We start from the raw sequence: 22,346 nt of genomic DNA on the forward strand, positions 1-22,346 counted from the left end.
CGTCCTCGGCGATCACAGCGGAATGTTGCCGTGCTTGCGCCACGGGTTGTCGAGCTGCTTGTCCTTGAGCATGGCCAGCGAGCGGGCAATGCGCTTGCGGGTGGCGTGCGGCATGATCACGTCGTCGATGAAGCCGCGAGCCCCTGCAACGAACGGGTTGGCGAATTTCTGCTTGTACTCGGCTTCGCGCTCGGCCAGCTTGGCCGGGTCGTTCTTTTCTTCGCGGAAGATGATTTCCACGGCGCCCTTCGGGCCCATCACCGCGATTTCGGCCGACGGCCAGGCGAGGTTGACGTCGCCGCGCAGGTGCTTGGAGCTCATCACGTCATACGCGCCGCCGTAGGCCTTGCGGGTGATCACGGTCACCTTCGGCACGGTGCACTCGGCATACGCGTACAGCAGCTTGGCGCCGTGCTTGATGATGCCGCCGTACTCCTGGCTGGTGCCGGGCATGAAGCCGGGCACGTCGACGAAGGTCAGCACCGGGATGTTGAACGCATCGCAGAAGCGCACGAAGCGCGCCGCCTTGATGCTGCTCTTGATGTCCAGGCAGCCGGCCAGCACCAGCGGCTGGTTGGCGACGATGCCGACCGGATGGCCGTCGACGCGGCCGAAGCCGATGATGATGTTCTTGGCGTAATCGGCCTGCAGTTCGAAGAAGTCGTTATCATCGACAACCTTGACCAGCAATTCCTTCATGTCGTACGGCTTGTTGGCATTGTCCGGCACCAGGGTGTCGAGCGAATAGTCCATACGGTCGGCCGGATCGTTGGTCGGTGTGACCGGCGGCTTCTCGCGGTTGTTGGCCGGCAGGAAGTTCATGAAGCGGCGCAGCATCGACAGGGCTTCGACGTCGTTCTCGAAAGCCAGGTCGGCAACACCGGACTTGGTGGTGTGGGTTACCGCACCGCCCAGCTCTTCGGCGGTCACGTCTTCGTGGGTCACGGTCTTGACCACTTCCGGACCGGTCACGAACATGTAGGACGAGTCCTTCACCATGAAGATGAAGTCGGTCATTGACGGGGAATACACGGCGCCACCGGCACAGGGGCCCATGATCATGGAGATCTGCGGCACGACGCCGGAGGCCATCACGTTGCGCTGGAACACGTCGGCATAGCCGCCGAGGGAGGCCACGCCTTCCTGGATACGCGCGCCGCCCGAGTCGTTGAGGCCGATCACCGGGGCGCCAACCTTCATCGCCTGGTCCATGACCTTGCAGATCTTCTCGGCGTGGGTTTCGGACAGCGAGCCGCCGAACACGGTGAAATCCTGGCTGAACACGAAGACCAGGCGACCATTGATGGTGCCGTAGCCGACGACAACACCGTCACCCGGGGTCTTTTCGGCTTCGTTCATGCCGAAGTCGACGCAGCGGTGCTCCTTGAACATGTCCCACTCTTCGAAGGAGTCGGGATCGAGCAGCAACTCGATGCGTTCACGAGCCGTCAGTTTGCCCTTCTTGTGCTGGCTGTCGATACGCTTCTGTCCGCCACCAAGGCGGGCCGCTTCGCGCTTTTCTTCCAGCTGGTGGATGATGTCGTGCATTTACAGCCTCCAGTCAATAATCCGAATTGTTATTTCAGCCCAGATGGCCGAGCAGCCGTGCTGCAGCTGCCGAAGGCGTCGTCTGGCCAGCCTCGACGGCTGCCTGCAAACCGGGCAGATCCTGCTGCACCCGGGCGTGATCCGCGAACCGGGCCCGGAGACCCTGGTCGATCAGTTCCCACATCCAGGCCCGCGCCTGGTGACGGCGGCGGGCGTCGAATTCACCGCTGGCCTGCATCGCCTCGCGGTAACTCATAATGGTATTCCAGAATTCGGCGATGCCCTGCTTTTGCAACGCCGACATCATCAGAACCGGCGGCGTCCAGTGGGGCGAGGTGTGACGCAACATGCCCAGCGCGCTCTTGATCTGCGAGCGGGCAACGTTGGCGGCCTGGGGATTGATGTCGGCCTTGTTGACGACGATCAGATCGGCGATTTCCATGATCCCCTTCTTGATCGCCTGCAGGTCGTCGCCGGCGTTGGGGAGCTGGAGCAGGCAGAAGATGTCGGTCATGCCGGCCACGGCGATTTCCGACTGGCCGACGCCCACCGTCTCGACGATGATCACATCGAAGCCCGCCGCTTCGCAGACCAGCATGGCCTCGCGGGTTTTCTCGGCGACGCCGCCGAGACTGCCGGCAGACGGGCTCGGGCGAATGAAGGCGGCGGTGTTCTGCGACAGCAGCTCCATGCGCGTCTTGTCACCGAGGATCGAGCCGCCGGTGACGCTGGACGACGGATCCACCGCCAGCACGGCCACCTTGTGGCCCTGCTCGATGAGGTAAAGACCCAGCGCCTCGATGAAGGTGGATTTGCCCACCCCCGGCACTCCGGATATCCCCACCCGCATCGACTTGCCGGTGTGCGGCAGCAGGCCTTCGAGCACGCTGCGCGCGCGCTGCTTGTGGTCCGTCCGCTGGGACTCGATCAGCGTGATGGTCTTGGCGAGCGGACGCAGCTGATGCGTGAGCACGCCATCGACCAGCGCCTGGTCGAGGGCGTCCCGTTGCGGAAATTCGGCAGGAGTGTTCATGGAAGTCATGAATGGCGTGCGCGCCGACCAGAGCCGGCGCGCCTGTCCTCAACGGTTTCCGCTTACGCCTTGCGGGCGGCGCGGATCTGTTTGAGCACTTCGCGGGCCGAGGTCTGGATCGGGGTGCCCGGTCCGAAGATCCCTTTGGCGCCGGCGGCGTAGAGGGCGTCGTAGTCCTGGGCCGGAATCACGCCGCCGACGAAGGTGATAATGTCGTCGGCGCCCTGGTCCTTGAGCGCCTTGATGATGGCCGGAACCAGCGTCTTGTGACCCGCGGCGAGGCTTGAACAGCCCACGGCATGGACGTCGTTCTCGACGGCATGACGCGCGGCTTCTTCAGGGGTCTGGAAGAGCGGGCCGATGTCGATGTCGAAGCCGAGGTCGGCGAAGGCCGAAGCCACCACCTTGGAACCCCGGTCGTGACCGTCCTGGCCGAGCTTGGCGATCATGATGCGCGGCCGACGGCCCTCTTCGGCCACGAAGGCTTCGATGTCGGCCTTGAGGGCCTGCCAGTCCTGGTCGCCTTCGACCACCGAGTTGTAGATGCCGGTAACGGCCTGCGGGTTGGCGCGGTAGCGGCCGAACACGACTTCCAGCGCGTCGGAGATTTCACCCACGGTGGCACGCAGGCGCACGGCCTTGACGGCCAGGTCGAGCAGGTTGCCTTCGCCGCCCTTGGCGCAGGCGGTGAGCGCAGCCAGCGCGGCATCGACCGCCGCCTGATCGCGGGTGGCGCGGATACGGGCCAGGCGTTCGATCTGGGCTTCGCGCACGACGTGGTTGTCGATGTCGAGGATGTCGATGGGATCCTGCTTGTCGAGCTTGTACTTATTGACGCCGACGATGACGTCCTTGCCGGAGTCGATGCGCGCCTGCTTCTCGGCGGCGCTGGCCTCGATCTTCAGCTTGGCCCAGCCGGAGTCGACCGCCTTGACCATGCCGCCCATCGCATCGACTTCCTCGATGATCGCCCAGGCGGCATCGGCCATGTCCTGCGTGAGCTTCTCCATCATGTAGCTGCCGGCCCAGGGGTCGACCACGTTGGTGATGTGCGTCTCTTCCTGGATGATGAGCTGGGTGTTGCGCGCGATGCGCGAGCTGAACTCGGTGGGCAGCGCGATGGCCTCGTCGAACGCGTTGGTGTGCAGCGATTGCGTGCCGCCGAACACCGCCGCCATGGCCTCGATGGTGGTGCGCACCACGTTGTTGTACGGGTCCTGCTCGGTCAGCGACCAGCCGGAGGTCTGGCTGTGGGTACGCAGCATCATCGACTTCTGGCTCTTCGGCTCGAACTGCTTCATGAGGCGCCACCACAGCATGCGCGCGGCGCGCATCTTGGCGATCTCGAGGTAGAAGTTCATGCCCACCGCCCAGAAGAAGGACAGGCGACCGGCGAAGGTATCGACATCCATGCCCGACTTGATGCCGGTGCGCACGTATTCGACGCCGTCAGCCAGCGTGAAGGCCAGTTCGATGGCTTGGTTCGCGCCCGCTTCCTGGATGTGATAACCCGAAATCGAGATCGAGTTGAACTTCGGCATGTACGACGACGTGTAGTTGAAGATGTCGGCGATGATCTTCATCGACGGCGTCGGCGGGTAGATGTAGGTGTTGCGGACCATGAACTCCTTGAGGATGTCGTTCTGGATGGTCCCGGACAGCTTGTCCTGGCTGACGCCCTGCTCTTCGGCAGCGACGATGTAGCCGGCGAGGATCGGCAGCACGGCGCCGTTCATCGTCATCGACACGGAAATCTTGTCGAGGGGAATCTGGTTGAAGAGGATCTTCATGTCCTCGACGGAATCGATGGCCACGCCGGCCTTGCCGACGTCACCGACCACGCGGGGATTGTCGGAATCGTAGCCGCGGTGGGTTGCCAGATCGAAGGCCACCGACACGCCCTGACCGCCGGCGGCCAGCGCCTTGCGGTAGAAGGCGTTGGATTCTTCAGCGGTGGAGAAACCGGCGTACTGACGGATCGTCCAGGGGCGCGCCGCGTACATCGTGGCCTGCGGCCCGCGCAGGAAGGGCTCGAAGCCGGGCAGGGTGTTGGTGTACTTGAGACCTTCGAGGTCGGCCGCGGTATACAGCGGCTTGACGGTGATGCCTTCAGGCGTCACCCAGTTGAGCTTGGCGACATCGCCTTCGGGAGCCGACTTGGCGGCAGCCTTGTTCCAGACGCCCAGATCGGGTTGGGGGAAGGTCGGTTCGTTCTTGTTCGCCATGTTTCTACCCTCGGTAACCGGCCGTTATGCGGCCTTTGGTAATAAGTGACGCCAGTACCGGTCGTGACCCCTGGCCACGACCGGCTGCCGTGCCCTGCGCAGGGCAGTTTTCTCCCTCCCTCTGTTCTTTTTGGGCATGGGTGGCAAAAGCCCCCGTGCCCTGACAAGGTTTACTTCCTGCGCAGGAACTTGACTTGCTATCCGCGGGATAATACTTTATCCATAATTATGGATGCAATAGCCAAATCAACCTTGTCCACTTTCCTTTCAGATCCGCCCATGAACGCCGGCCGCATCGCCCCTGTCGCCCTTTACCAGGAAGTCGCGGAACGCCTGCGCCAGCGCATCTTTTCCCATGAGCTGCAGCCCGGAACCTGGGTGGACGAGCAGGCCCTGGCGGCTGACTACGGCATCTCCCGCACCCCCCTGCGGGAAGCGCTCAAGGTGCTCGCCTCGGAAGGTCTGGTCACCCTCAAGCCGCGGCGCGGCTGTTACGTGACGGAGATTTCCGAGCGCGACCTGGACGAAATCTTCACCGTCATGGCCCTGCTCGAAGGCCAGTGCGCCGCCGACACGGCCCGCAAGGCCACCGATGGCGACCTGGCCCGCCTGACTTCCATCCACAACGATCTCGAGCGGGCCGCGGCGGCCGACGATATCGACGGCTACTTCGAGGCCAACCAGGCTTTCCACCAGGAAATGCAGCTGATCGCCGACAACCGCTGGCTGAGTCAGGCGATCACCGACCTGCGCAAGGTCATCAAGCTGTCGCGCCACCACTCGCTGTTCAGCGACGGACGACTGAAGCAATCCCTCGCCGAGCACCGTGAAATCCTCGAAGCCCTTGGCCGCCGCGACGCTGCCGGTATCGAGCAGGCGATGCGCGAACACATCTCCAGCGGCCGCCGGGCACTGGCCAAAATCGCGGCCCGGAGAGAGGCCACGGCCTGACCGGAACCGCGCCGCCATCGGCCTTCAGCCGAGACGGCACAAGGGTTTTCCCTAGTCGATCCGGGTGCTCCGACTTGAGCTTGCTCAAACCCCCGGCACCTCGCGTGACATAAGCTTGGCTTGCTTGAGCAAGGAGCGCAACGTCGCTCCAACAACCCCAACCATGCCAAGGAGAACCCCATGAGCTCGATCGACGACAACATCGAAACCAATCCCATCGAAAGTTTTTCGGAATGCCACGCCGGCATCGTTTCCCACCTGAAGGAACTCGACACGCTGCCCGCCCTGCTCGCACCGGCGATGCAGGCTCGCAAGATCGCAGCCGAGGCCGTGCGTTTCTTCAGAAGCGCGGTTTTCGAGCACCACAACGAGGAAGAGCGCGAGCTGTTCCCCTCCGTACTGAGAAACGCCAGCGAAGGCGAAGAGCGCAACAAGGTGCAGGCCATCGTCGACCGCCTCGTGCGCGAGCACCGGCACCTTGAGGCCGTGTGGCTCAAGCTCGAACCCGAACTCAGCGCAGTCGCCACCGGCGGCCATGCGGACGTGGACCTTGCGGCGCTGGAGCAACTGGTCACCAACTACCAGGCCCATGCAAAGTATGAGGAAGACAGCTTCCTGCCCATGTCCAAGGCGATCCTCGGCCGCGAAAGCGACCACATGGCCAGCCTCGGCCAGCGCCTTCACATGCGCCACACCCCGCTGACGCAAATGCCGTTCTGACACCGCGGCCTGCCCCGCCAGCCGCGGGGCGAGCCGATGCTGGCGGGGCAAAGCCTCGCGCCAACAAAAACCCCCGACCGGGCCAGCCCGTCGGGGGTTTTTCCTTCAGCCCTGCGCGCCCTTTCGGGCGCATGGGGATTAGTGCGAGCTGGCTTCGGAAGCGCCGAAACCGGTTTGCGCACGAACGTACTGATCGTCGAACATGGCGCGTTCGGCATTCCCCTCGGCGCTGTTGTCCAGCTTCGAGAAGATGTAGGTCAGCAGGAAGGCCAGCGGCATGGAGAACAGGGCCGGCTGGTCGTACGGGAAGATCGCCTGGGCGTTACCCAGCACCGTCACCCACACCGACTTGGAGAGCACCACCAGCAGCACTGCCGCAATCAGGCCCGAATAGCCGCCGATAATGGCGCCGCGGGTGGTCAGGCCCTTCCAGTACATGGAGAGGATCAGCACCGGGAAGTTGGCCGAAGCCGCGATACCGAAGGCCAGCGCAACCATGAAGGCCACGTTCATCTTCTCGAAGGCGATGCCCAGCACGATCGCCACGAGGCCGAGGCCCACGGAGGCGAAACGGGACACGCGCAGCTCTTCGGTCTCGGTGGACTTGCCCTTGCGGATCACGCGGGCATAGATGTCGTGGGAAATGGCAGCCGCACCGGCCAGCGCCAGACCGGACACCACGGCCAGGATGGTCGCAAACGCCACCGCCGACAGGAAGCCCAGCAGCAGGTTGCCGCCCACGGCCTTGGCCAGGTGCATGGCGATCATGTTGCCACCGCCGATGATCTTGCCGCCGACCTGGCCACCTTCGAAGAACTCGGGGTTCTGGCCGACGATGATGATGGCCGCAAAGCCCATCAGCAGGATCACGTTGAAGAAGTAGGCCACGAAACCGGATGCGTAGAGCACCGACTTGCGGGCTTCCTTGGCGTTGGTCACCGTGAAGAAGCGCATCAGGATGTGCGGCAGGCCGGCCGTACCGAACATCAGGCCAAGGCCCAGCGACAGCGCGGTGATCGGATCCGGAATCAGGGTACCCGGGAACAGCAGCTTCTCACCCAGGCTGTGCAGCGACACCGCCTGCCCCATCATCTTGTCGAAGCTGAAGTCGAACTGGGACATGGCCAGGATGGCCACCAGCGTACCGCCCACCAGCAGCATGCAGGCCTTGATGATCTGCACCCAGGTGGTGGCAACCATGCCGCCGAAGGTGACGTAGACCATCATCAGCGCGCCAACCACGAACAGGGCGATGTTGTAGTCGAGACCGAACAGCAGCTTGATCAGCTGACCGGCACCGACCATCTGGGCCACCAGATAGAAACACACCACGGTGAGCGACGACACTGCCGCCATGGTGCGCACCCGGTTCTGGTTGAGCCGGTAGGAGGTGATGTCGGCGAAGGTGAACTTGCCCAGGTTGCGCAGGCGTTCGGCCATCAGGAACAGGATGATGGGCCAGCCGGCGAAGAAGGCGATCATGTAGATGTAGCCATCGACGCCCTTGGTGTAGACCAGTGCGGTCAGACCCAGCAGCGTGGCGGCCGACATGTAGTCACCGGCAATCGCCAGGCCGTTCTGGAAGCCGGTGATGCCGCCGCCGGCGGTGTAGAAGTCGGCGGTGGATTTGGTGCGGCCGGCCGCCCAGTAGGTGATGCCGAGCGTCATCGAGACGAACAGCACGAACATGCCGATGGCGTGCAGGTTGAGCGGCTGCTTTTCGGTGGCGGAGATTGCATCACCGGCAACAGCGAGAGCCGGGGCCAGGAGCGCCAGCAGTGCAAGATTCAGACGGGCCAGCATTACTTAACCTCCTTGGATGCGTCGCGGATGATCTCCGTGGTCATGGCATCGAACTCGCCGTTGGCGCGCTTCACGTAGAAAGCGGTCAGCAGCCAGAAAAAGATGAACATGAACAACTCGGCGGCGATCCCCACGGTGAGGTAGGAGCCTTCGGAGAGGCGTTTGCCGATCACGCTGGGGTTGAAGGCCACCACCATGAAGAAGCCATAGAAGATCACCAGAACAATCACCGACAGCAGGGTTGCAAAGCCCTGTCGCTTGGCGACCAGTTCGGTGAAGCGGGGATTGCGCCTGATGCGTGCGTAAACCGCAATCTGAGACGAAGAGCTCGACATGATTTCCCTCCCTTGAGAAAGTCAGTGGATGCGGCGCGATCTGCCTGTTGGTATTTTTGGCAACGACCCGGTTGGTCGTCTTTATAGGTAAAACGCAGGGCGAAGCCGCGCCAGTACAACGCCCAACCGGATGATATAACATATATAAGACTCCATACCAACACGTACGGATTTTTTTGCAGCGCAACAATCCTGCTTCAGTCCCCCGCCCTTCAACGGAAGCCCCCTCGAAAATGCCCGGTGAAATCCTCTTCAGCCAGGACGCAGGCGTCGCCACCCTGACGCTCTCCAACCCCGCCAAGCTCAACGCCGTGGACGCCGACATGTGGCGCGCCCTCGAGCGCCACATGCGCACCCTCAACGCCAACCCCGATCTGCGCTGCGTGCTGCTGCGCGGCGCAGGCGACAAGGCCTTCGCGGCCGGTGGCGACATCGAGGAATTCATCACCGTGCGCGCCACCGTCGACGACGCCCTGCACTATCACGAAGGCCTGGTCGCCGCCGCCCTCGACGCGGTGCGCGCCTGCCCGGTGCCCACCATCGCGATGATCCAGGGCGCCTGCATCGGCGGCGGGCTGGAGATTGCCGGCTGCTGCGACATCCGCATCGCAGGCGAATCGAGCCGCTTCGGCGCGCCGATCAACAAGCTGGGATTTTCGATGTATCCGGGCGAAATGGCCGGCCTGCTCGAACTGGTGGGCCCGGCGGTGCTGCTGGAAATATTGCTCGAAGGACGCATCCTCGTCGCCCGCGAAGCCCTCGCCAAGGGGCTGCTGACCCGCGTGGTCGACGACGAGGAAGTCGAGCACGAAGCCCTCGCCACCGCTGCCCGCATTCTCAAGGGCGCCCCGCTGGTGGCCCGCTGGCACAAGCAGTGGGTGCATCGGCTCACCCGGGGCACGCCGCTGTCCCTGGAAGAAAAGCGCGCCGCCTTCGATTTTCTGGCCACCGACGATTACCAGGAAGGTCTCGATGCCTTTCTGGCCAAGCGCACCCCGGTGTTCAAGGGGCGGTAAACGCACAAGGCCCCGGAACACCCGGGGCCTTGTGGCATCCGACGGCCGGTTTTACCCCGCCATCAGCGTGTGCAGCATCTTGGCCGACAGCACGATCAGCACGCCGGCGAACACTTTTTTCAGCACGGCCACCGGCAGCCGGTGGGCGAGTCTGGCGCCGATCGGGGCGGTAAGGCTGGACATCGCGCTCACCAGCACCAGCGCCGGCAGGTAGATGAAGCCGACGGTGAATTCCGGCAGATCGGGCGTGCCCCAGCCGTTGATCAGGTAGCCCAGCGCGCCGGCCACGGCGATGGGCAGGCCGATGGCTGCGGAGGTGCCGATGGCGTGCTGGATCTTCACGTTGCACCAGGTCATGAAAGGCACCGACAGCGAACCGCCGCCAATCGCCACCATCGCCGAGATACCGCCGATGCCGGCCCCGACACCGGCCAGGCCCAGCACGCCGGGCAGCTCGCGGGAGGGCTTGGGCTTGACGTTGAGGATCATCTGCACCGCCACGTAGGCGGTAAAGCACGAGAAAAACACCGCCAGCGGCGCAGTCGGCACCCGCGACGCGACGAAAGTGCCGGCAAAGGTGCCGGCCAGGATGCCCGGCGCAACGCCCTTGACGATATCCCAGCGCACCGCGCCGTGAGCATGGTGGGCGCGCAGGCTGGAGATCGAGGTGATGACGATGCCGGCCATCGAGGTGCCCAGCGCCACGTGCACCAGGTGCTCCCTCGGAAACCCCTGGGCGGCGAAAAGCGTGGTCAGCATCGGCACCATGATGGCGCCGCCGCCAACGCCGAGCAGGCCGGCAAAAAAGCCCACGAAAACCCCGAGGGCGAGGTAGGCGAGCAGCCACTCGTTTGCAATATTCATTTCCAGTCCTGCAGATCGTTGGCGCCGAGCAGTTGCCCGACGATGAAGCGCCACTCGGCCGGTTCGACCGGCGTGATCGACAGCCGGTTGCCGCGGGCAAGGACGCGCATGTTCGCGAGTTCCGGGTGGCTGCGCAACTCGGGCAAACCCACAAGACGGGTCTTCTTCACGAACTGCACATCCACATGCAGCCAGCGGGGCGCTTCCGGCGTGGCCCTGGCATCGAAATAAGGGCTCGCCGGATCGAACTGGGTGGCGTCCGGATAGGCACTGGCGGCCACCCGGGCAATGCCGGCAATGCCCGGCTCGGCGCAGCCGGAATGGTAGAACAGCACGCCGTCGCCCACCTGCATCGCGTCGCGCATGAAATTACGCGCCTGGTAATTGCGCACGCCATACCAGGGCACGGTCTGGCCGGGGCGCGTGGCCAGACCGTCGATCGAGCAGTCGGCCGGCTCGGATTTCATCAGCCAGTAGCGCATCAGCAGCCTCCTTTGGCGGCGCCCGGCGGGCGCGAGGGGTCAATGTTAGAGGCTCCGGCGCCTCACCGGCAGCCTCCCGCGGCATCGCCCCGGCCATCAACACCAGAACAGCGTCATCCCCCCTTGCACACAAGCCGTCGTCCGGGCCAGAGTAGCGCCCGCGAGCGGCCGTCCGGCCGATGGAGACAACGATGCGGCATTCCCGGTTTTCACCCGATTTTCTGGCGCGGCTGTTTTTTCAGCTGGCCCTGATCTGCACGCTCGCAGGCATGGGCCCGGCCGTCGCGGCCGACGGGCCGGAAAAAATCGCCACGACGCAGTCCGAAGCCATCGACGACGGCGCCGACCTGACCCTCCTCAACCGCCACGTGGTGCGCTTTCGCGGCAACCTGCTGGGGGCCACGCCACAGCAGCGGGCCGCCCGCGGCGAGCGCAACCTGGCGGAACTGCTCCAGCGCGGGGACGACACGATCACGGTCAGGCCCACCGATCTCGGCAACATCGTGCTCATTGGCGGCCAGATGGCCTTCGTGCTGAGCCCGGACGACACGGACAAGCTAGCCGGCCAGACCCTCGCGGCCCTCACCGACACCACGCTGGCCCGGCTGCGCATCGTCATCGCCGAATCCCGCGAAAGCCGGGATAGCGAGGCGCTCCTCAAGGGCCTCGGCTTCGCGCTGGCCGAAACCGGCGTGGCTCTCGCCCTCGCCTTCGGCCTGGCCCGTCTGCGTGGCTGGGCGGGCGCGCGCCTTGTGGTGGAGGTGGACCGCCGCGCGGCCAGCCTCAAGCTGGCCGGCACCGAGCTGATCCGCCGCGAACGCATCCTTTCTGCGCTGGGCTGGCTGGTCAATGCCGTGTACTGGCTGCTGCTCGCGCTGCTGGCCAACACCTGGCTCGGCCTCGTGCTGGCCCGCTTTCCCTACACCCGCGCCTGGGGCGAGCAGCTCAACGGCTACCTGCTCGGGGTGGCGGCCCATATCGGCGGCGGCATCCTGGGCGCCCTGCCCGACCTGCTCATCGTCGGCCTCACCTTTCTCATCGCACGCAGTGTGGTCGGCCTGCTCAAGCCGCTTTTCGACCACGTGGCCACTGGCGAGGCCGGAACCGCCTGGCTGGACCGGGACACCGTGGAGCCCACCCGCAAGATCGCCAACATCCTGATCTGGATCTTTGCGCTGGTGATGGCCTACCCCTACCTGCCCGGCGCCCAGACCGAGGCGTTCAAGGGCATGTCGGTGCTGATCGGCCTGATGGTGTCGCTGGGCGCATCGAGCATTGTCGGGCAGGGCGCCAGCGGGCTGATCCTGATGTATTCGCGCACCCTGCGCAGCGGCGAATACGTGCGCATCGGCGACCACGAAGGCACCATCGTGTCGATCAACCTGTTCACCACGCGCCTGCGCACGGGCCGGGGGGCCGAAATCACCCTGCCCAACGCGCTGATCGTGGGCAGTGCCACGCGCAACTATTCGCGCACCTCCAGCGGGCGCGGCTTCATGATCGACACCACCGTCACCATCGGCTACGACACCCCGTGGCGGCAGGTGGAGGCCATGCTCGTCGAAGCGGCCCTGCGCACCTCCGGTGTGCTGCCCGACCCTGCCCCGCGGGTTTTCCAGACGGCTCTGTCGGATTTCTACCCTGAATACTGCCTCGTGGCCCAGGCCACCCCCGCCGGCGCCAACCCGCGGGCCGACATCCTCAGCCGGCTCCACGCCAACATCCAGGATGTGTTCAACGAATACGGCGTGCAGATCATGTCGCCCCACTACATCGACGACCCGGCCAACGAGAAAGTGGTGCCGCCCTCGCACTGGTTCACCCCGCCCGCCAAGGCGCCGCGGCCTTAGGCGGCGTGTATCATCCGCGCCGACCCCACCCCGAAAAACCCGCCTTGACCCGCTTCTACCCCTTTCTCTTCGTGCTCTTGTGGAGCACCGGTTTCATCGGCGCCAAGTTCGGCCTGCCGTATGCCGAGCCGGTCACCTTTCTGTGCGTCCGCTACCTGCTGGTGATTGCCGTGATGGGCGGCGTGGCGCTGGCCACCCGCGCCCCGTGGCCGCACGCGCCGCGCCAGTGGCTGCACATCGGCGTCACCGGGCTGCTGGTGCACGCCACCTATCTCGGCGGCGTGTTCATGGCCATCAGCCACGGGCTGCCGGCGGGCATCGCCTCGCTGGTGGTCGGCCTGCAGCCGCTGCTCACCGCGCTGGGCGCCGGCGTGCTGCTGGGCGAAAAGGTGCTGCCGCGCCAGTGGGCCGGGCTGGTGCTGGGCTTTGGCGGCGTCGGGCTGGTGGTTTCCCACAAGGTCGCCGCGGCCGCCAGCGCGCCCGAGCTCACCGCAATGCTCACGCCGGTGCTGGTGGCCCTCGTCGGCATCACCGCCGGCACGCTGTATCAAAAACGCTTTTGCCCGGCCTTTGATCTGCGCACCGGTTCGGTGATCCAGTTCGTGCCCTGCCTCATCGTCAGCGCCCTCGTTGCCAGCCAGACCGAAACCATGGCCATCACCTGGAGCGGGCAGTTCGTGTTTGCGCTGGGCTGGCTGGTGCTGGTGCTGTCGGTGGGCGCCATCAGCCTGCTCAACCTGCTGATCCGGAGCGGCAGCGCGGTGAACGTGGCCAGCCTGTTCTACCTCACGCCGCCCACCACGGCGCTCATCGCCTGGGGCGTGTTCGGCGAAACCCTCACCGGCCTGGCGCTGGCCGGCATGGCCATCACCGTGTTCGGCGTGTGGCTGGCCCGCAAATGAAACTTAACGCCGCCTCCGCCACCGTTGCCACGCGCATCCTCGGCATCGACCCGGGTCTGCGCAAAACCGGCTTCGGCGTCATCGACACCCTCGGCAGCCAGTTGCGCTACGTGGCCAGCGGCTGCATCAAGAGCGGCGAAGGCAGCCTGCCGGAGCGCCTCAAGATCATCCTCGACGGCGTGCGTGAGGTGATCGCCACCTACAAGCCCGACCAGGTGGCCATCGAGATCGTCTTCGTGAACGTCAATCCGCAATCCACGCTGCTCCTCGGCCAGGCGCGCGGCGCGGCGATCTGCGGCGCCGTGTCGTGCGACCTGCCGGTGGCCGAATACACCGCGTTGCAGGTCAAGCAGGCGGTGGTCGGCCACGGCAAGGCCGCCAAGGAGCAGGTTTGCCACATGGTCGAACGCCTGCTCACGCTCAGCGCCAGCCCCTCGTCCGACGCCGCCGACGCGCTGGCCTGCGCAATCTGCCACGCCCACGCCAGCAGCGGCCTCGCGGCCATGGCCGGAGTCGGCACCCGCAAGCGCGGCGGGCGCCTGAGCCGCTGAACGCAGCCGCCCATACCTATATCTCTTGTCATAGCCTGAAGCTCTCGCCGCCACGCAAAACGCATCAAGTATTTAATCGCCCGCCCCCGGACTGACACCTAAGATTAAATTGCCTTCGACACAAGAGGCATATTTTTCCCGGTCGAGCGCAGGGGGGCGTTGATGATCGATGTATCGCTGAAGTTCCTGAAAGACGCGTTCAACAATTATTTGCATCGCAGGATAGACGCGGGTTTTGGCGAACTCGACATCGGCCCCGTCGTCGATGACAAGGGCAACTGGGTCGCCCCCAAAAACTCCCTCTGCCTCACGGTTTTCCAGATCGAGGAAGAACGCATCACCCGCGCCCAGATGCCCGACCGGGTCATGCTCGAGGGGCGCGACATCAGCCTGCCGCCGCCGCTGGCGATCAACCTCGTCATCCTGATTTCCGCCCGTTTCGACGTTTACACCGAAGGCCTGCGCCTGCTGGCCTACGTGCTCGCCTACTTTCAGGCCCATCCGCTGTTCACCCCGGCCGAGCAGCCCGCCATGCCCGCCGGCCTCGATCGCCTGACCCTCGAACTCGTCAATTACGGCCCCGAGCAGACCAACCAGATGTGGGCCTGCCTGGGCGCCAAGCACCTGCCCTCGGTGGTGTATCGGCTGCGCATGCTGCTCATTCAGGATGTCGAGCCCCTTGCCACCGGCACGCCCGTCAGCCACATCGACATCCGCGCGAGGGGCACATGAACACCACCCACCGCAGCCTGTTCAGCCTGGCCGTGCGCCATGATTTTCGCGGTGGGGCGTATGACGAATTCAGCTTTGTGGTGCCGCCCGCCACCCGCGCCGCCCTCACCGACATGCGCGCCCAGCTGCGCGAGCGGGACGGCGTGCTGCATGTGCTGATTGCCGTGGATGACGGCGGCCAGCCTGTCGGCGAATGCACCGGGCGCCAGCTGATCTTCGGCCTCGTGCCGCGCAGCCCGTGGTTTGCCCAGTACACCGCGGCCTACGCCATCGGCGCCAGCGAGCGGCCGCTGTTCGGCAACGACGCCTCCCGCGACAACCTCGATGCCCTGCCCCGCGGCGTCGAACTCTGCGGCCTCGCACCGGCCATCACCCCGCAACTCACGGCCCGGCCGCTCGATCTGCGCGTCACCACGCCCGCCGGGGCCCAGGTGGCCCTCGGCCGGCTCGACGGCAGCGACGCCAGCTGGCCGTTCAGCGCCGGCCTCAGCCCCGGCGAATACATCCTTACCGAAATCGCCGCCGACAGCAGCACCGCCCGCCGCCGGATCTTCATCGAGCCCGGCCTCGCCGCCAGCGGCTGCTGGGGCATTGTGGCCCTCACCGCCAGCGCCGGGCATGTCGCCAACGGCCACGCCTTCACACTGCACCTGGCCGCCCGCCGCGACGTGCTGCGCTACTACATCGTGGTCAAACCCGCCAACAACGCCGATTTCAACAGCATCGAGATCCTCGACACCGGCGCCGCCGACGATGGCCGCGACGCCCCCGTCACCTTCAAACGCGTGCTGCCCCCCTTTGGCAGCGGCCGGCTTTCACCGGCCCTGCTCGACGCCGGCGGCACCCGCAGCATCGTGCTTTTCGAAGCCGAAACCGCCGTCGCCCGCCGTGCCCGCGGCCCCCACGGCTTTGAATTGCACCGCAACGGCGAGCTGCTCATCGGCAACCTGCCGCAACCCGGCGCCGAACGCACAGACGCCCAGTTCGTCGTCCACCTGAGATAGACCTTAGAGGAGCGAATCCGCCATGCCCACTTACCGCACGCCCGACGTGTATGTCGAAGAAATCTCGGTGTTTCCGCCTTCGGTCGCGGAAGTGGAAACCGCCATTCCGGCCTTTGTCGGCTACACCGCCAAGGCCACCCGCGCGGTCGATGGCGACCTCAAAAACGTCCCGACCCGCATCGTCTCGCTGCTCGAATTCGAGGGCCTGTTCGGCGGCGCCCCGCGGCTCGACGTAGCCCGCGTCAATCTCGACGACGCCAGCAATTTTGTCGACGCCCAGCTCGGCGCCGGCAACACCAAGTATCTCTACACCAGCCTGCGCCTGTTCTTCGACAACGGCGGCGGCCCCTGCCACATCGTTTCGGTGGGCCTGCACACCGCCGCCACCGACAAGGACGAACTCATCGCCGGGCTGCGCCGGGTGTCCACCGTGGATGAACCCACCATGCTGGTCGTGCCCGACGCCGCGGCGCTCGGCGCCGACGATCTGGCCGCCGTGCAGATGGAAGCCCTCGACCAATGCGGCAAGCTGGGCGACCGGGTGGCGATTCTCGACACCGCGCTCTACACCAACAAAACCGACCACGCCGCCGCCATCGCCAGCTTCCGCGGCAAGAACGGCGTCAACAACCTCAAATACGGCGCGGCCTACGCCCCCTGGCTCAAGCTCAAGTACCCCAAGAACGTCGGTTACGCCGACCTGGCCGGCAAGCTCTTCAAGGGCGGCGCACCGGTCAGCCTCACCAGCCTGTCGGGCGACGCCGGCCTCAACGCCCGCATGGCCCTGCTTGATTCGGTGATCGCCGACAGCGCCCTCATCGCCACCACGCTTGCCGGGCTGGCCAGCCCGCAGCGCAGCCTTGCCGCCCACCAGGACAAGCTGCTCACCGACTACCAGGGCGGCAAGAGCGAAGCCACCGCCCAGGCCCTGTTCGGCTCGCTCACCGGCCTCGCCCACGCCATCGACGGGCTGCTCACCGCAGTAGCCAAGCTGACCAACCCCAGCCTCACGGCCTTTCTCACCAGCCAGATCAGCGGCTCGCTGAAAACCGCCTACACCCGCATGATCGCCGTCGAGAAAGAACTCGCCGCCGCCGCGGGCACCTACACCGAACAGTGGAGCATCGGCACCGCGCCCAGCGCCGCCGCGTGGGGCGATATTTTTGGCGCCAACGACCCGGATGCCGGCACCGGCACCATCCCCACCGCGCCCGCCACGCCGCTGGCCGCCCAGCTCGATGCGGCCCTGCCCACCGTGCATGCCACCTTCGCCGCCGCCAGCACCGCCCTCAACCGGCTCACCGCCGAAGCCGCCACCTGGCGCAGCAACCACGAGGATTACCTCACCGAAAACTTCAGCGCCTACCGCGCCATCCTGCGCGGCGTGAATGGCCTGCTCACCGCCTGCCCACCCTGCGGCGCGGTGGCCGGCGTGTACGCCCGCGTGGATAACCAGCGCGGCGTCTGGAAAGCCCCGGCCAACGTCAGCCTCACCGGCGTCATCGAGCCCACGTATTACTTCGACAGCGACGACACCGACAACCTCAACATCGACCCGGTGGCCGGCAAGTCGGTCAACGCCATCCGCAGCTTCGTCGGCAAGGGCACCCTGATCTGGGGCGCCCGCACGCTGGCCGGCAACGACAACGAATGGCGCTACATCTCGGTACGGCGCTTCTTCAACATGGTGGAAGAGTCCGTCAAGAAATCCACCTACTGGGCGGTCTTCGAGCCCAACGACGCCAACACCTGGGTCAAGGTGCGCGGGATGATCGAAAGTTATCTCACCCAGAAATGGCGCGAAGGCGCGCTGGCCGGCTCCACCACCAAGGAAGCCTTCTTCGTGCGCTGCGGGCTGGGCACCACCATGAGCAGCCAGGACATCCTCGAAGGGCGCATGTACGTCGAGATCGGCATGGCCGTGGTGCGGCCGGCCGAATTCATCATCCTCAAGTTCTATCACAAGCTGCAGACGTCCTGACCCCGCCGCCGGGCCGCGGCCTTCGCCAAGCGTGAAGCCGGCCCGCCCGTGACCAGACACCGAAAGGAACCGACATGCCTGCCCAGTATCCCTTGCCCGTCTTCCACTTCTCCGTCCAGTGGGGCGGCACCCGCGTTGGTTTTTCCGAAGTCACCGGCCTGACCCAGGAAAACCAGGCCATCGAATACCGCGATGGCTCCTTCCCCGAGTACTCGTCGATCAAGATGCCGGGGCTGCGCAAGTTCAGCAACGTCACCCTCAAGCGCGGCGTCATCAAGTCCGACAACGACTTCTTCAAGTGGCTATCGACGATCAAGCTCAACACCGTAGAGCGGCGCGACCTCACCATCAGCCTGCTCAACGAAGCCCACGAGCCGGTGATGGTCTGGAAGATCCACAACGCCTTCCCGGTCAAGGTCGAGGGGCCGCAGCTCAAGGCCAGCGGCAACGAGGTGGCCATCGAGTCCATCGAGCTGGCCCACGAAGGTCTGGAAGTGCAGAACGAGTGATCGGCTGAGGCCCGGCCATGTACACCCCGCCCGTCGGATTTCACTTCAAGGTGGAAGTCCTTGGCCTTGATCGCGCCGTCGATGACGACGTGCGCTTCAGCGAAGTGGGCGGCCTCGGCTTCGAGGTCGCCACCGAAGAAGTGCCGGAGGGCGGCGAGAACCGCTTCATCCAGCGCTACCCGCTGCGCGCCAAGTACCCCGACCTCGTCCTCAAGCGCGGCCTGCTCAAAAGCTCGGCGATCTGGGACTGGACCCGCGACTGCATCGAAAACCTCGACATCAAGCCCAAGAATGTCGACGTCAAGCTGCTCAACGAAAACCACGAACCGCTGATCACCTGGCATTTGGTGGGCGCCTACCCCGTCAAATGGGCCGTGACCGACCTCAACGCCACCAACAACGCCATCGTCGTCGAGAGCCTGCAGCTGGCCTACCAGTACTTCACCGTGGATAAATCCTGAACCGGAGCCCGCCATGCCCATCATCGTCGATGAAGTCGTGATCTCGGTGGAAGTCGGCAACGCCAGCTCCGGCGGCGTCGGCACGCCCCCCGCGCCGGACGCCGAGCGCCAGGCCCTGATCGCCGAATGCGTCGAGCAGGTGCTTGAAATCCTGCGTCAGGAGCGTGAGCCATGAGCGCGCCGGGCCGCCCCAAGCGCGAAATCCCCCGCCTGGCGGGGAGGCGCGCAGCGCCAGGGGAGCACTCATGACTGATCGCGGCCAGCTCGAACGCCTGCAGATTCAGGCCTTCACCGCGCCGGACTACAGCGGCTCGGCCATCGAAACCTTCGAGGCCTACGTCAACCCGGCCGAGATCACCCTTGCCTACGAAATGGAGTACGACAGCGGGCAGGGCGCCGGCACCACCGGCAGCCGCATGGACTTCAAGAAGGTCAAACCCGGCGACATGACCCTCGCCTTCTTCATCGACGGCACCGGCGCCAACGGGCGGCCCCTCGACGTGCAGGAAAAGGTCGAATCCTTCCAGAAAGTCACCGGCTACAACGGCGACATCCACCGCCCCAACTACCTCAAGATTGCCTGGGGCCGCATCCAGATCAAGCGCTGCGTGCTCAAGAGCGCCTCGATCGTCTACAAGCTCTTCAAACCCAGCGGAGTACCGCTCAGGGCGGTGATCACCGCTGTATTCACCGACACCGCCGACGACCAGACCCGCGTCGCGCTGGCCCAGGACGCCTCGCCCGACCTCACCCACGTGCGCATCGCCAAGGCCGGCGACACCCTGGCCGCGCTGTGCACCGAGATCTACAACAATCCCCACTACGCATCCCGGGTGGCCCGCGCCAACGGCCTCGACGGCTTCCGGCAGCTCGCCCCCGGCACCCGCGTGGTGCTGCCTCCGCTGGAGAAATAAAATTCCCGCCCCGCGCACGCTCCCCATCGATGCCGAACAACGCGAGTTCACCATCAAGGTGAACGGCAGCGCCGTGCCCCGCACCGACCAGCTGCTGTCGGTCAGCGTGGTCAGCAGCGCCAACCACATCGCCACCGCGCGGCTGGCCTACCGCGACGGCGAAGCGGCCACCGGCACCTTTGCACTCAGCAACGGCAGCCTCTTCGTGCCGGGCGCCGAAGTCGAAATCCTGGCCGGCAGCGGCAACGCCCCCGACCTGCTGTTCAAAGGCCTGGTGGTGCGCCAGCGCCTCAAGGTGCGCGAAGGCTCGCCGCCGCAGCTCGTCGTCGAATGCCGTCACGCCGCCACCAAAATGAGCCTCAAGCGGCATGGCGCCATCCATCTCGACAAAACCGACAGCGATGTCATCAGCCAGCTCTGTTCCGACGCCGGCATCAACGCCACCATCGCCAGCACCAGCCTGAGCCACCCGCATCTGGTGCAATTCGACAGCACCGACTGGGATTTTCTCGTCACCCGCGCCCAGGCCTGCGGCCACATCGTGCTCACCCGCGGCGCCGACCTCGAAACCCGCGCCCCGGCGCTGTCCGGCTCGCCCGTCGCGACCCTCGCCTTCGGCGCCACGCTGATGGAACTCGACGCCGAGATCGACGCCCGCGAGCAAACCCAGGCCGTCAAAACCCTCACCTGGAACGCCGCCGACCAGGCCGTGCACACCCTCGACGCCAGCCCGCCCGGCTTCACCGGCCCCGGCAACCTGGCCGCCGACGACCTTGCCGGCGCCATGGGCATCGACGCGCTGGAACTTCGCCACGCCATGCTCCCCGACGCCGAAGCCACCGCTGTCGCCGACGCCCGCTTCGCCCGTGCCCGCCTCGACAAGGTGAGCGGCCGCGCCATGTGCGCCGGGCTCGGCCAGGTGCTGCCGGGCGACGTGGTCGAGCTGGCCGGCGTGGGCGATCGCTTCAACGGCCAGGTGCTGGTCACCGGCGTGCGCCACGAAATGGACACCACCCAGGGCTGGCGCACCCACCTGCAATTCGGCGGCGTGCCCGAAGACCCGGCCCGCCGCCAGCGCCTCGAATCCGGCCGCAGCAGCAGCCTGCTGGCCCCGGTGCATGGCCTGCAAACCGGCATCGTCACCGACAACGAAGACCCGGAAGGTGAATTCCGCGTGCGCGTGCGCCTGCCGCTGGTCGACCCGGCCGGCGACGGCGTGTGGGCGCGGGTGGTCTGCTCCGATGCCGGCAGCGACCGCGGCGTGATGATCCGCCCCGAGATCGACGACGAAGTGGTGGTCGGCTTCTTCGACGACGACCCGCGCAGCCCGGTGCTGCTCGGCATGCTCCACAGCAGCGCCCACGCCGCGCCGCTCACGCCCAGCAACGACAACCACGAAAAAACCTTCAAGAGCCGCAGCGGCATCCAGGTGCTGGTGAACGACGAAGACACCGTGATCACCCTCTCCACCCCCGGCGGCCACAGCCTCGTGCTCGACGACAAGAACGGCGAAGTGGTGCTCACCGACAGCAACGGCAACAGCCTCAAGTTTTCCAGCGCCGGCATCACCCTCGAAAGCAGCGCCGAACTCAAGCTCAAGACCAGCGGCGACGCCAAGCTCGAATTCGGCGGTGGCGGCGAAGTCAGCGCCGGCTCCCAGCTCAAGCTGGAAGGCAGCGCCGGCATCGAAGTCAGCAGCGGCGGCACCGCCAAGCTCAAGGGTTCCCTCGTGCAGATCAACTGAAGCGAGACCACCATGCCCAGCGCAGCCCGCGTCACCGACCTCTCCAACCACGGCGGCACCCTCACCGGCCCGGGCGAGCCCACCGTGCTCATCGGCGGCATGCCCGCCGCCGTCGTGGGCGACATGCACGCCTGCGTGATTCCACCACCCCATCCGCCGGTCAGCCCCTTCCCGATGGGCAGCGCCACCGTGCTGATCGGCGGCAAACCGGCCCTGCGGGTGGGCGACGCCTGCGTGTGCGGCGCCGCGGCGGCGGTGGGCGAACCCACGGTCATCATCGGATGAAGCAGCCATGAGCGAGCCCTCATCCTTCCTTGGCCGCGGCTGGGCCTTTCCGCCCGCCTTCGCCAGCGGCGGCGCCCGCATGACCGAGGACGAAGCCGACATCGACGCCAGCCTGCGCATCCTCTTCGGCACCACGCCGGGCGAGCGCTTCCTGCAGCCCAAATACGGCCTCGACATGCACGAACTGATGTTCGAGCCCCTCAGCACCACCCTGCGCAGCGTGCTCAAAGACCGCATCCTCACCACCGTGCTGGTGTATGAACCGCGCATCCGAGTGCTCGAACTCGTCATCGACGACAGCCGCATCTTCGACGGCGTGCTCGCGATCCGGCTCGACTACCTGATCCGCAGCACCAACTCCCGCTTCAACCTGGTCTTCCCCTTCTACCTCGGCGAAGCCACCGAAGCCCTGCGCGCCACCCGCCGCGGATAATCG

23 protein-coding genes are annotated in these 22,346 nt (G+C 65.8%); 16 read left to right on the forward strand and 7 right to left on the reverse strand.

Annotation, left to right across the window (positions count from 1 at the left end):
• Positions 1–12: 12 nt before the first annotated feature.
• From Q1W26_RS07140 to scpA, 3 genes are all read right to left on the reverse strand, one after another.
• A complete protein-coding gene (locus Q1W26_RS07140) occupies positions 13–1,548 on the reverse strand; it encodes an acyl-CoA carboxylase subunit beta (RefSeq protein ID WP_300437768.1) in 1,536 nt (511 codons plus the stop codon).
• A 34-nt stretch (positions 1,549–1,582) separates the two neighbouring features.
• Complete coding sequence (gene meaB, locus Q1W26_RS07145) at positions 1,583–2,581, reverse strand: methylmalonyl Co-A mutase-associated GTPase MeaB (RefSeq protein WP_300437770.1); 999 nt, start codon at positions 2,579–2,581, stop codon at positions 1,583–1,585.
• 62 nt (positions 2,582–2,643) lie between these two features.
• The gene (gene scpA, locus Q1W26_RS07150) at positions 2,644–4,806 is read right to left on the reverse strand and encodes a methylmalonyl-CoA mutase (RefSeq protein ID WP_300437772.1); all 2,163 of its coding nucleotides are present in this window, start codon (positions 4,804–4,806) and stop codon (positions 2,644–2,646) included.
• A gap of 279 nt (positions 4,807–5,085) precedes the next feature.
• Here scpA and Q1W26_RS07155 point away from each other — a divergent pair, with 279 nt between their 5' ends.
• Positions 5,086–5,757, forward strand: coding sequence for a GntR family transcriptional regulator (locus Q1W26_RS07155; protein WP_300437775.1), 672 nt, complete (start codon positions 5,086–5,088; stop codon positions 5,755–5,757).
• Between the two features lie 180 nt (positions 5,758–5,937).
• Positions 5,938–6,477 (forward strand): hemerythrin domain-containing protein, encoded by a 540-nt coding sequence (locus Q1W26_RS07160; RefSeq protein WP_300437777.1) that lies wholly within the window; start codon positions 5,938–5,940, stop codon positions 6,475–6,477.
• A 138-nt stretch (positions 6,478–6,615) separates the two neighbouring features.
• On the opposite strand, the gene Q1W26_RS07165 is transcribed toward Q1W26_RS07160, so the two are convergent.
• Both Q1W26_RS07165 and Q1W26_RS07170 read right to left on the reverse strand, forming a co-directional pair.
• Positions 6,616–8,280: a cation acetate symporter gene (locus Q1W26_RS07165; protein ID WP_300437779.1), complete on the reverse strand. Its 1,665-nt coding sequence runs from the start codon at positions 8,278–8,280 to the stop codon at positions 6,616–6,618.
• Positions 8,280–8,615: a DUF485 domain-containing protein gene (locus tag Q1W26_RS07170; protein WP_300437781.1), complete on the reverse strand. Its 336-nt coding sequence runs from the start codon at positions 8,613–8,615 to the stop codon at positions 8,280–8,282. The genes Q1W26_RS07165 and Q1W26_RS07170 overlap by 1 nt, the downstream gene beginning before the upstream one ends.
• Positions 8,616–8,848: 233 nt before the next feature.
• Here Q1W26_RS07170 and Q1W26_RS07175 point away from each other — a divergent pair, with 233 nt between their 5' ends.
• Positions 8,849–9,631, forward strand: coding sequence for an enoyl-CoA hydratase-related protein (locus Q1W26_RS07175; protein WP_300437784.1), 783 nt, complete (start codon positions 8,849–8,851; stop codon positions 9,629–9,631).
• Between the two features lie 51 nt (positions 9,632–9,682).
• On the opposite strand, the gene Q1W26_RS07180 is transcribed toward Q1W26_RS07175, so the two are convergent.
• Together Q1W26_RS07180 and Q1W26_RS07185 are read right to left on the reverse strand one after the other, a co-directional pair.
• A complete protein-coding gene (locus Q1W26_RS07180) occupies positions 9,683–10,495 on the reverse strand; it encodes a sulfite exporter TauE/SafE family protein (RefSeq protein ID WP_300437787.1) in 813 nt (270 codons plus the stop codon).
• Positions 10,492–10,977, reverse strand: coding sequence for an EVE domain-containing protein (locus Q1W26_RS07185; RefSeq protein WP_300437789.1), 486 nt, complete (start codon positions 10,975–10,977; stop codon positions 10,492–10,494). Before Q1W26_RS07185 ends, Q1W26_RS07180 begins: the two co-directional genes overlap by 4 nt.
• Positions 10,978–11,168: 191 nt before the next feature.
• Here Q1W26_RS07185 and Q1W26_RS07190 point away from each other — a divergent pair, with 191 nt between their 5' ends.
• The 13 genes from Q1W26_RS07190 to Q1W26_RS07250 all read left to right on the forward strand — a co-directional run bounded on the left by Q1W26_RS07190 (position 11,169) and on the right by Q1W26_RS07250 (position 22,343).
• The gene (locus tag Q1W26_RS07190; protein WP_300437791.1) at positions 11,169–12,827 is read left to right on the forward strand and encodes a mechanosensitive ion channel family protein; all 1,659 of its coding nucleotides are present in this window, start codon (positions 11,169–11,171) and stop codon (positions 12,825–12,827) included.
• Between the two features lie 44 nt (positions 12,828–12,871).
• Positions 12,872–13,729, forward strand: coding sequence for a DMT family transporter (locus Q1W26_RS07195; RefSeq protein ID WP_300437794.1), 858 nt, complete (start codon positions 12,872–12,874; stop codon positions 13,727–13,729).
• A complete protein-coding gene (gene ruvC, locus Q1W26_RS07200; RefSeq protein WP_300437797.1) occupies positions 13,726–14,280 on the forward strand; it encodes a crossover junction endodeoxyribonuclease RuvC in 555 nt (184 codons plus the stop codon). The genes Q1W26_RS07195 and ruvC overlap by 4 nt, the downstream gene beginning before the upstream one ends.
• Before the next feature lie 162 nt (positions 14,281–14,442).
• Positions 14,443–15,012: a DUF4255 domain-containing protein gene (locus tag Q1W26_RS07205; RefSeq protein WP_300437799.1), complete on the forward strand. Its 570-nt coding sequence runs from the start codon at positions 14,443–14,445 to the stop codon at positions 15,010–15,012.
• Positions 15,009–16,016 (forward strand): hypothetical protein, encoded by a 1,008-nt coding sequence (locus Q1W26_RS07210; protein ID WP_300437802.1) that lies wholly within the window; start codon positions 15,009–15,011, stop codon positions 16,014–16,016. The genes Q1W26_RS07205 and Q1W26_RS07210 overlap by 4 nt, the downstream gene beginning before the upstream one ends.
• A gap of 22 nt (positions 16,017–16,038) precedes the next feature.
• On the forward strand, positions 16,039–17,997 hold the full coding sequence (locus tag Q1W26_RS07215) for a phage tail sheath C-terminal domain-containing protein (protein ID WP_300437805.1): 1,959 nt from the start codon (positions 16,039–16,041) through the stop codon (positions 17,995–17,997).
• 74 nt (positions 17,998–18,071) lie between these two features.
• Complete coding sequence (locus Q1W26_RS07220) at positions 18,072–18,506, forward strand: phage tail protein (RefSeq protein WP_300437808.1); 435 nt, start codon at positions 18,072–18,074, stop codon at positions 18,504–18,506.
• 17 nt (positions 18,507–18,523) lie between these two features.
• Positions 18,524–18,967 (forward strand): phage tail protein, encoded by a 444-nt coding sequence (locus Q1W26_RS07225; protein ID WP_300437813.1) that lies wholly within the window; start codon positions 18,524–18,526, stop codon positions 18,965–18,967.
• Between the two features lie 13 nt (positions 18,968–18,980).
• On the forward strand, positions 18,981–19,142 hold the full coding sequence (locus Q1W26_RS07230; RefSeq protein ID WP_300437815.1) for a DUF5908 family protein: 162 nt from the start codon (positions 18,981–18,983) through the stop codon (positions 19,140–19,142).
• Between the two features lie 70 nt (positions 19,143–19,212).
• Positions 19,213–19,881, forward strand: coding sequence for a hypothetical protein (locus tag Q1W26_RS07235; protein WP_300437818.1), 669 nt, complete (start codon positions 19,213–19,215; stop codon positions 19,879–19,881).
• A gap of 73 nt (positions 19,882–19,954) precedes the next feature.
• The gene (gene vgrG / locus Q1W26_RS07240) at positions 19,955–21,625 is read left to right on the forward strand and encodes a type VI secretion system tip protein VgrG (RefSeq protein ID WP_300437821.1); all 1,671 of its coding nucleotides are present in this window, start codon (positions 19,955–19,957) and stop codon (positions 21,623–21,625) included.
• Positions 21,626–21,637: 12 nt separating this feature from the next.
• Positions 21,638–21,910 (forward strand): PAAR domain-containing protein, encoded by a 273-nt coding sequence (locus tag Q1W26_RS07245; RefSeq protein WP_300437824.1) that lies wholly within the window; start codon positions 21,638–21,640, stop codon positions 21,908–21,910.
• A gap of 7 nt (positions 21,911–21,917) precedes the next feature.
• Positions 21,918–22,343 carry a GPW/gp25 family protein gene (locus Q1W26_RS07250; RefSeq protein ID WP_300437827.1) on the forward strand — a complete coding sequence of 142 codons (426 nt, stop codon included), beginning with the start codon at positions 21,918–21,920 and terminating at the stop codon, positions 22,341–22,343.
• The last annotated feature ends 3 nt before the right edge of the window (positions 22,344–22,346 follow it).

The sequence above is a fragment of the Zoogloea sp. genome (assembly GCF_030157465.1).
In the GTDB taxonomy this organism is placed as follows: Bacteria; Pseudomonadota; Gammaproteobacteria; order Burkholderiales; family Rhodocyclaceae; genus Zoogloea.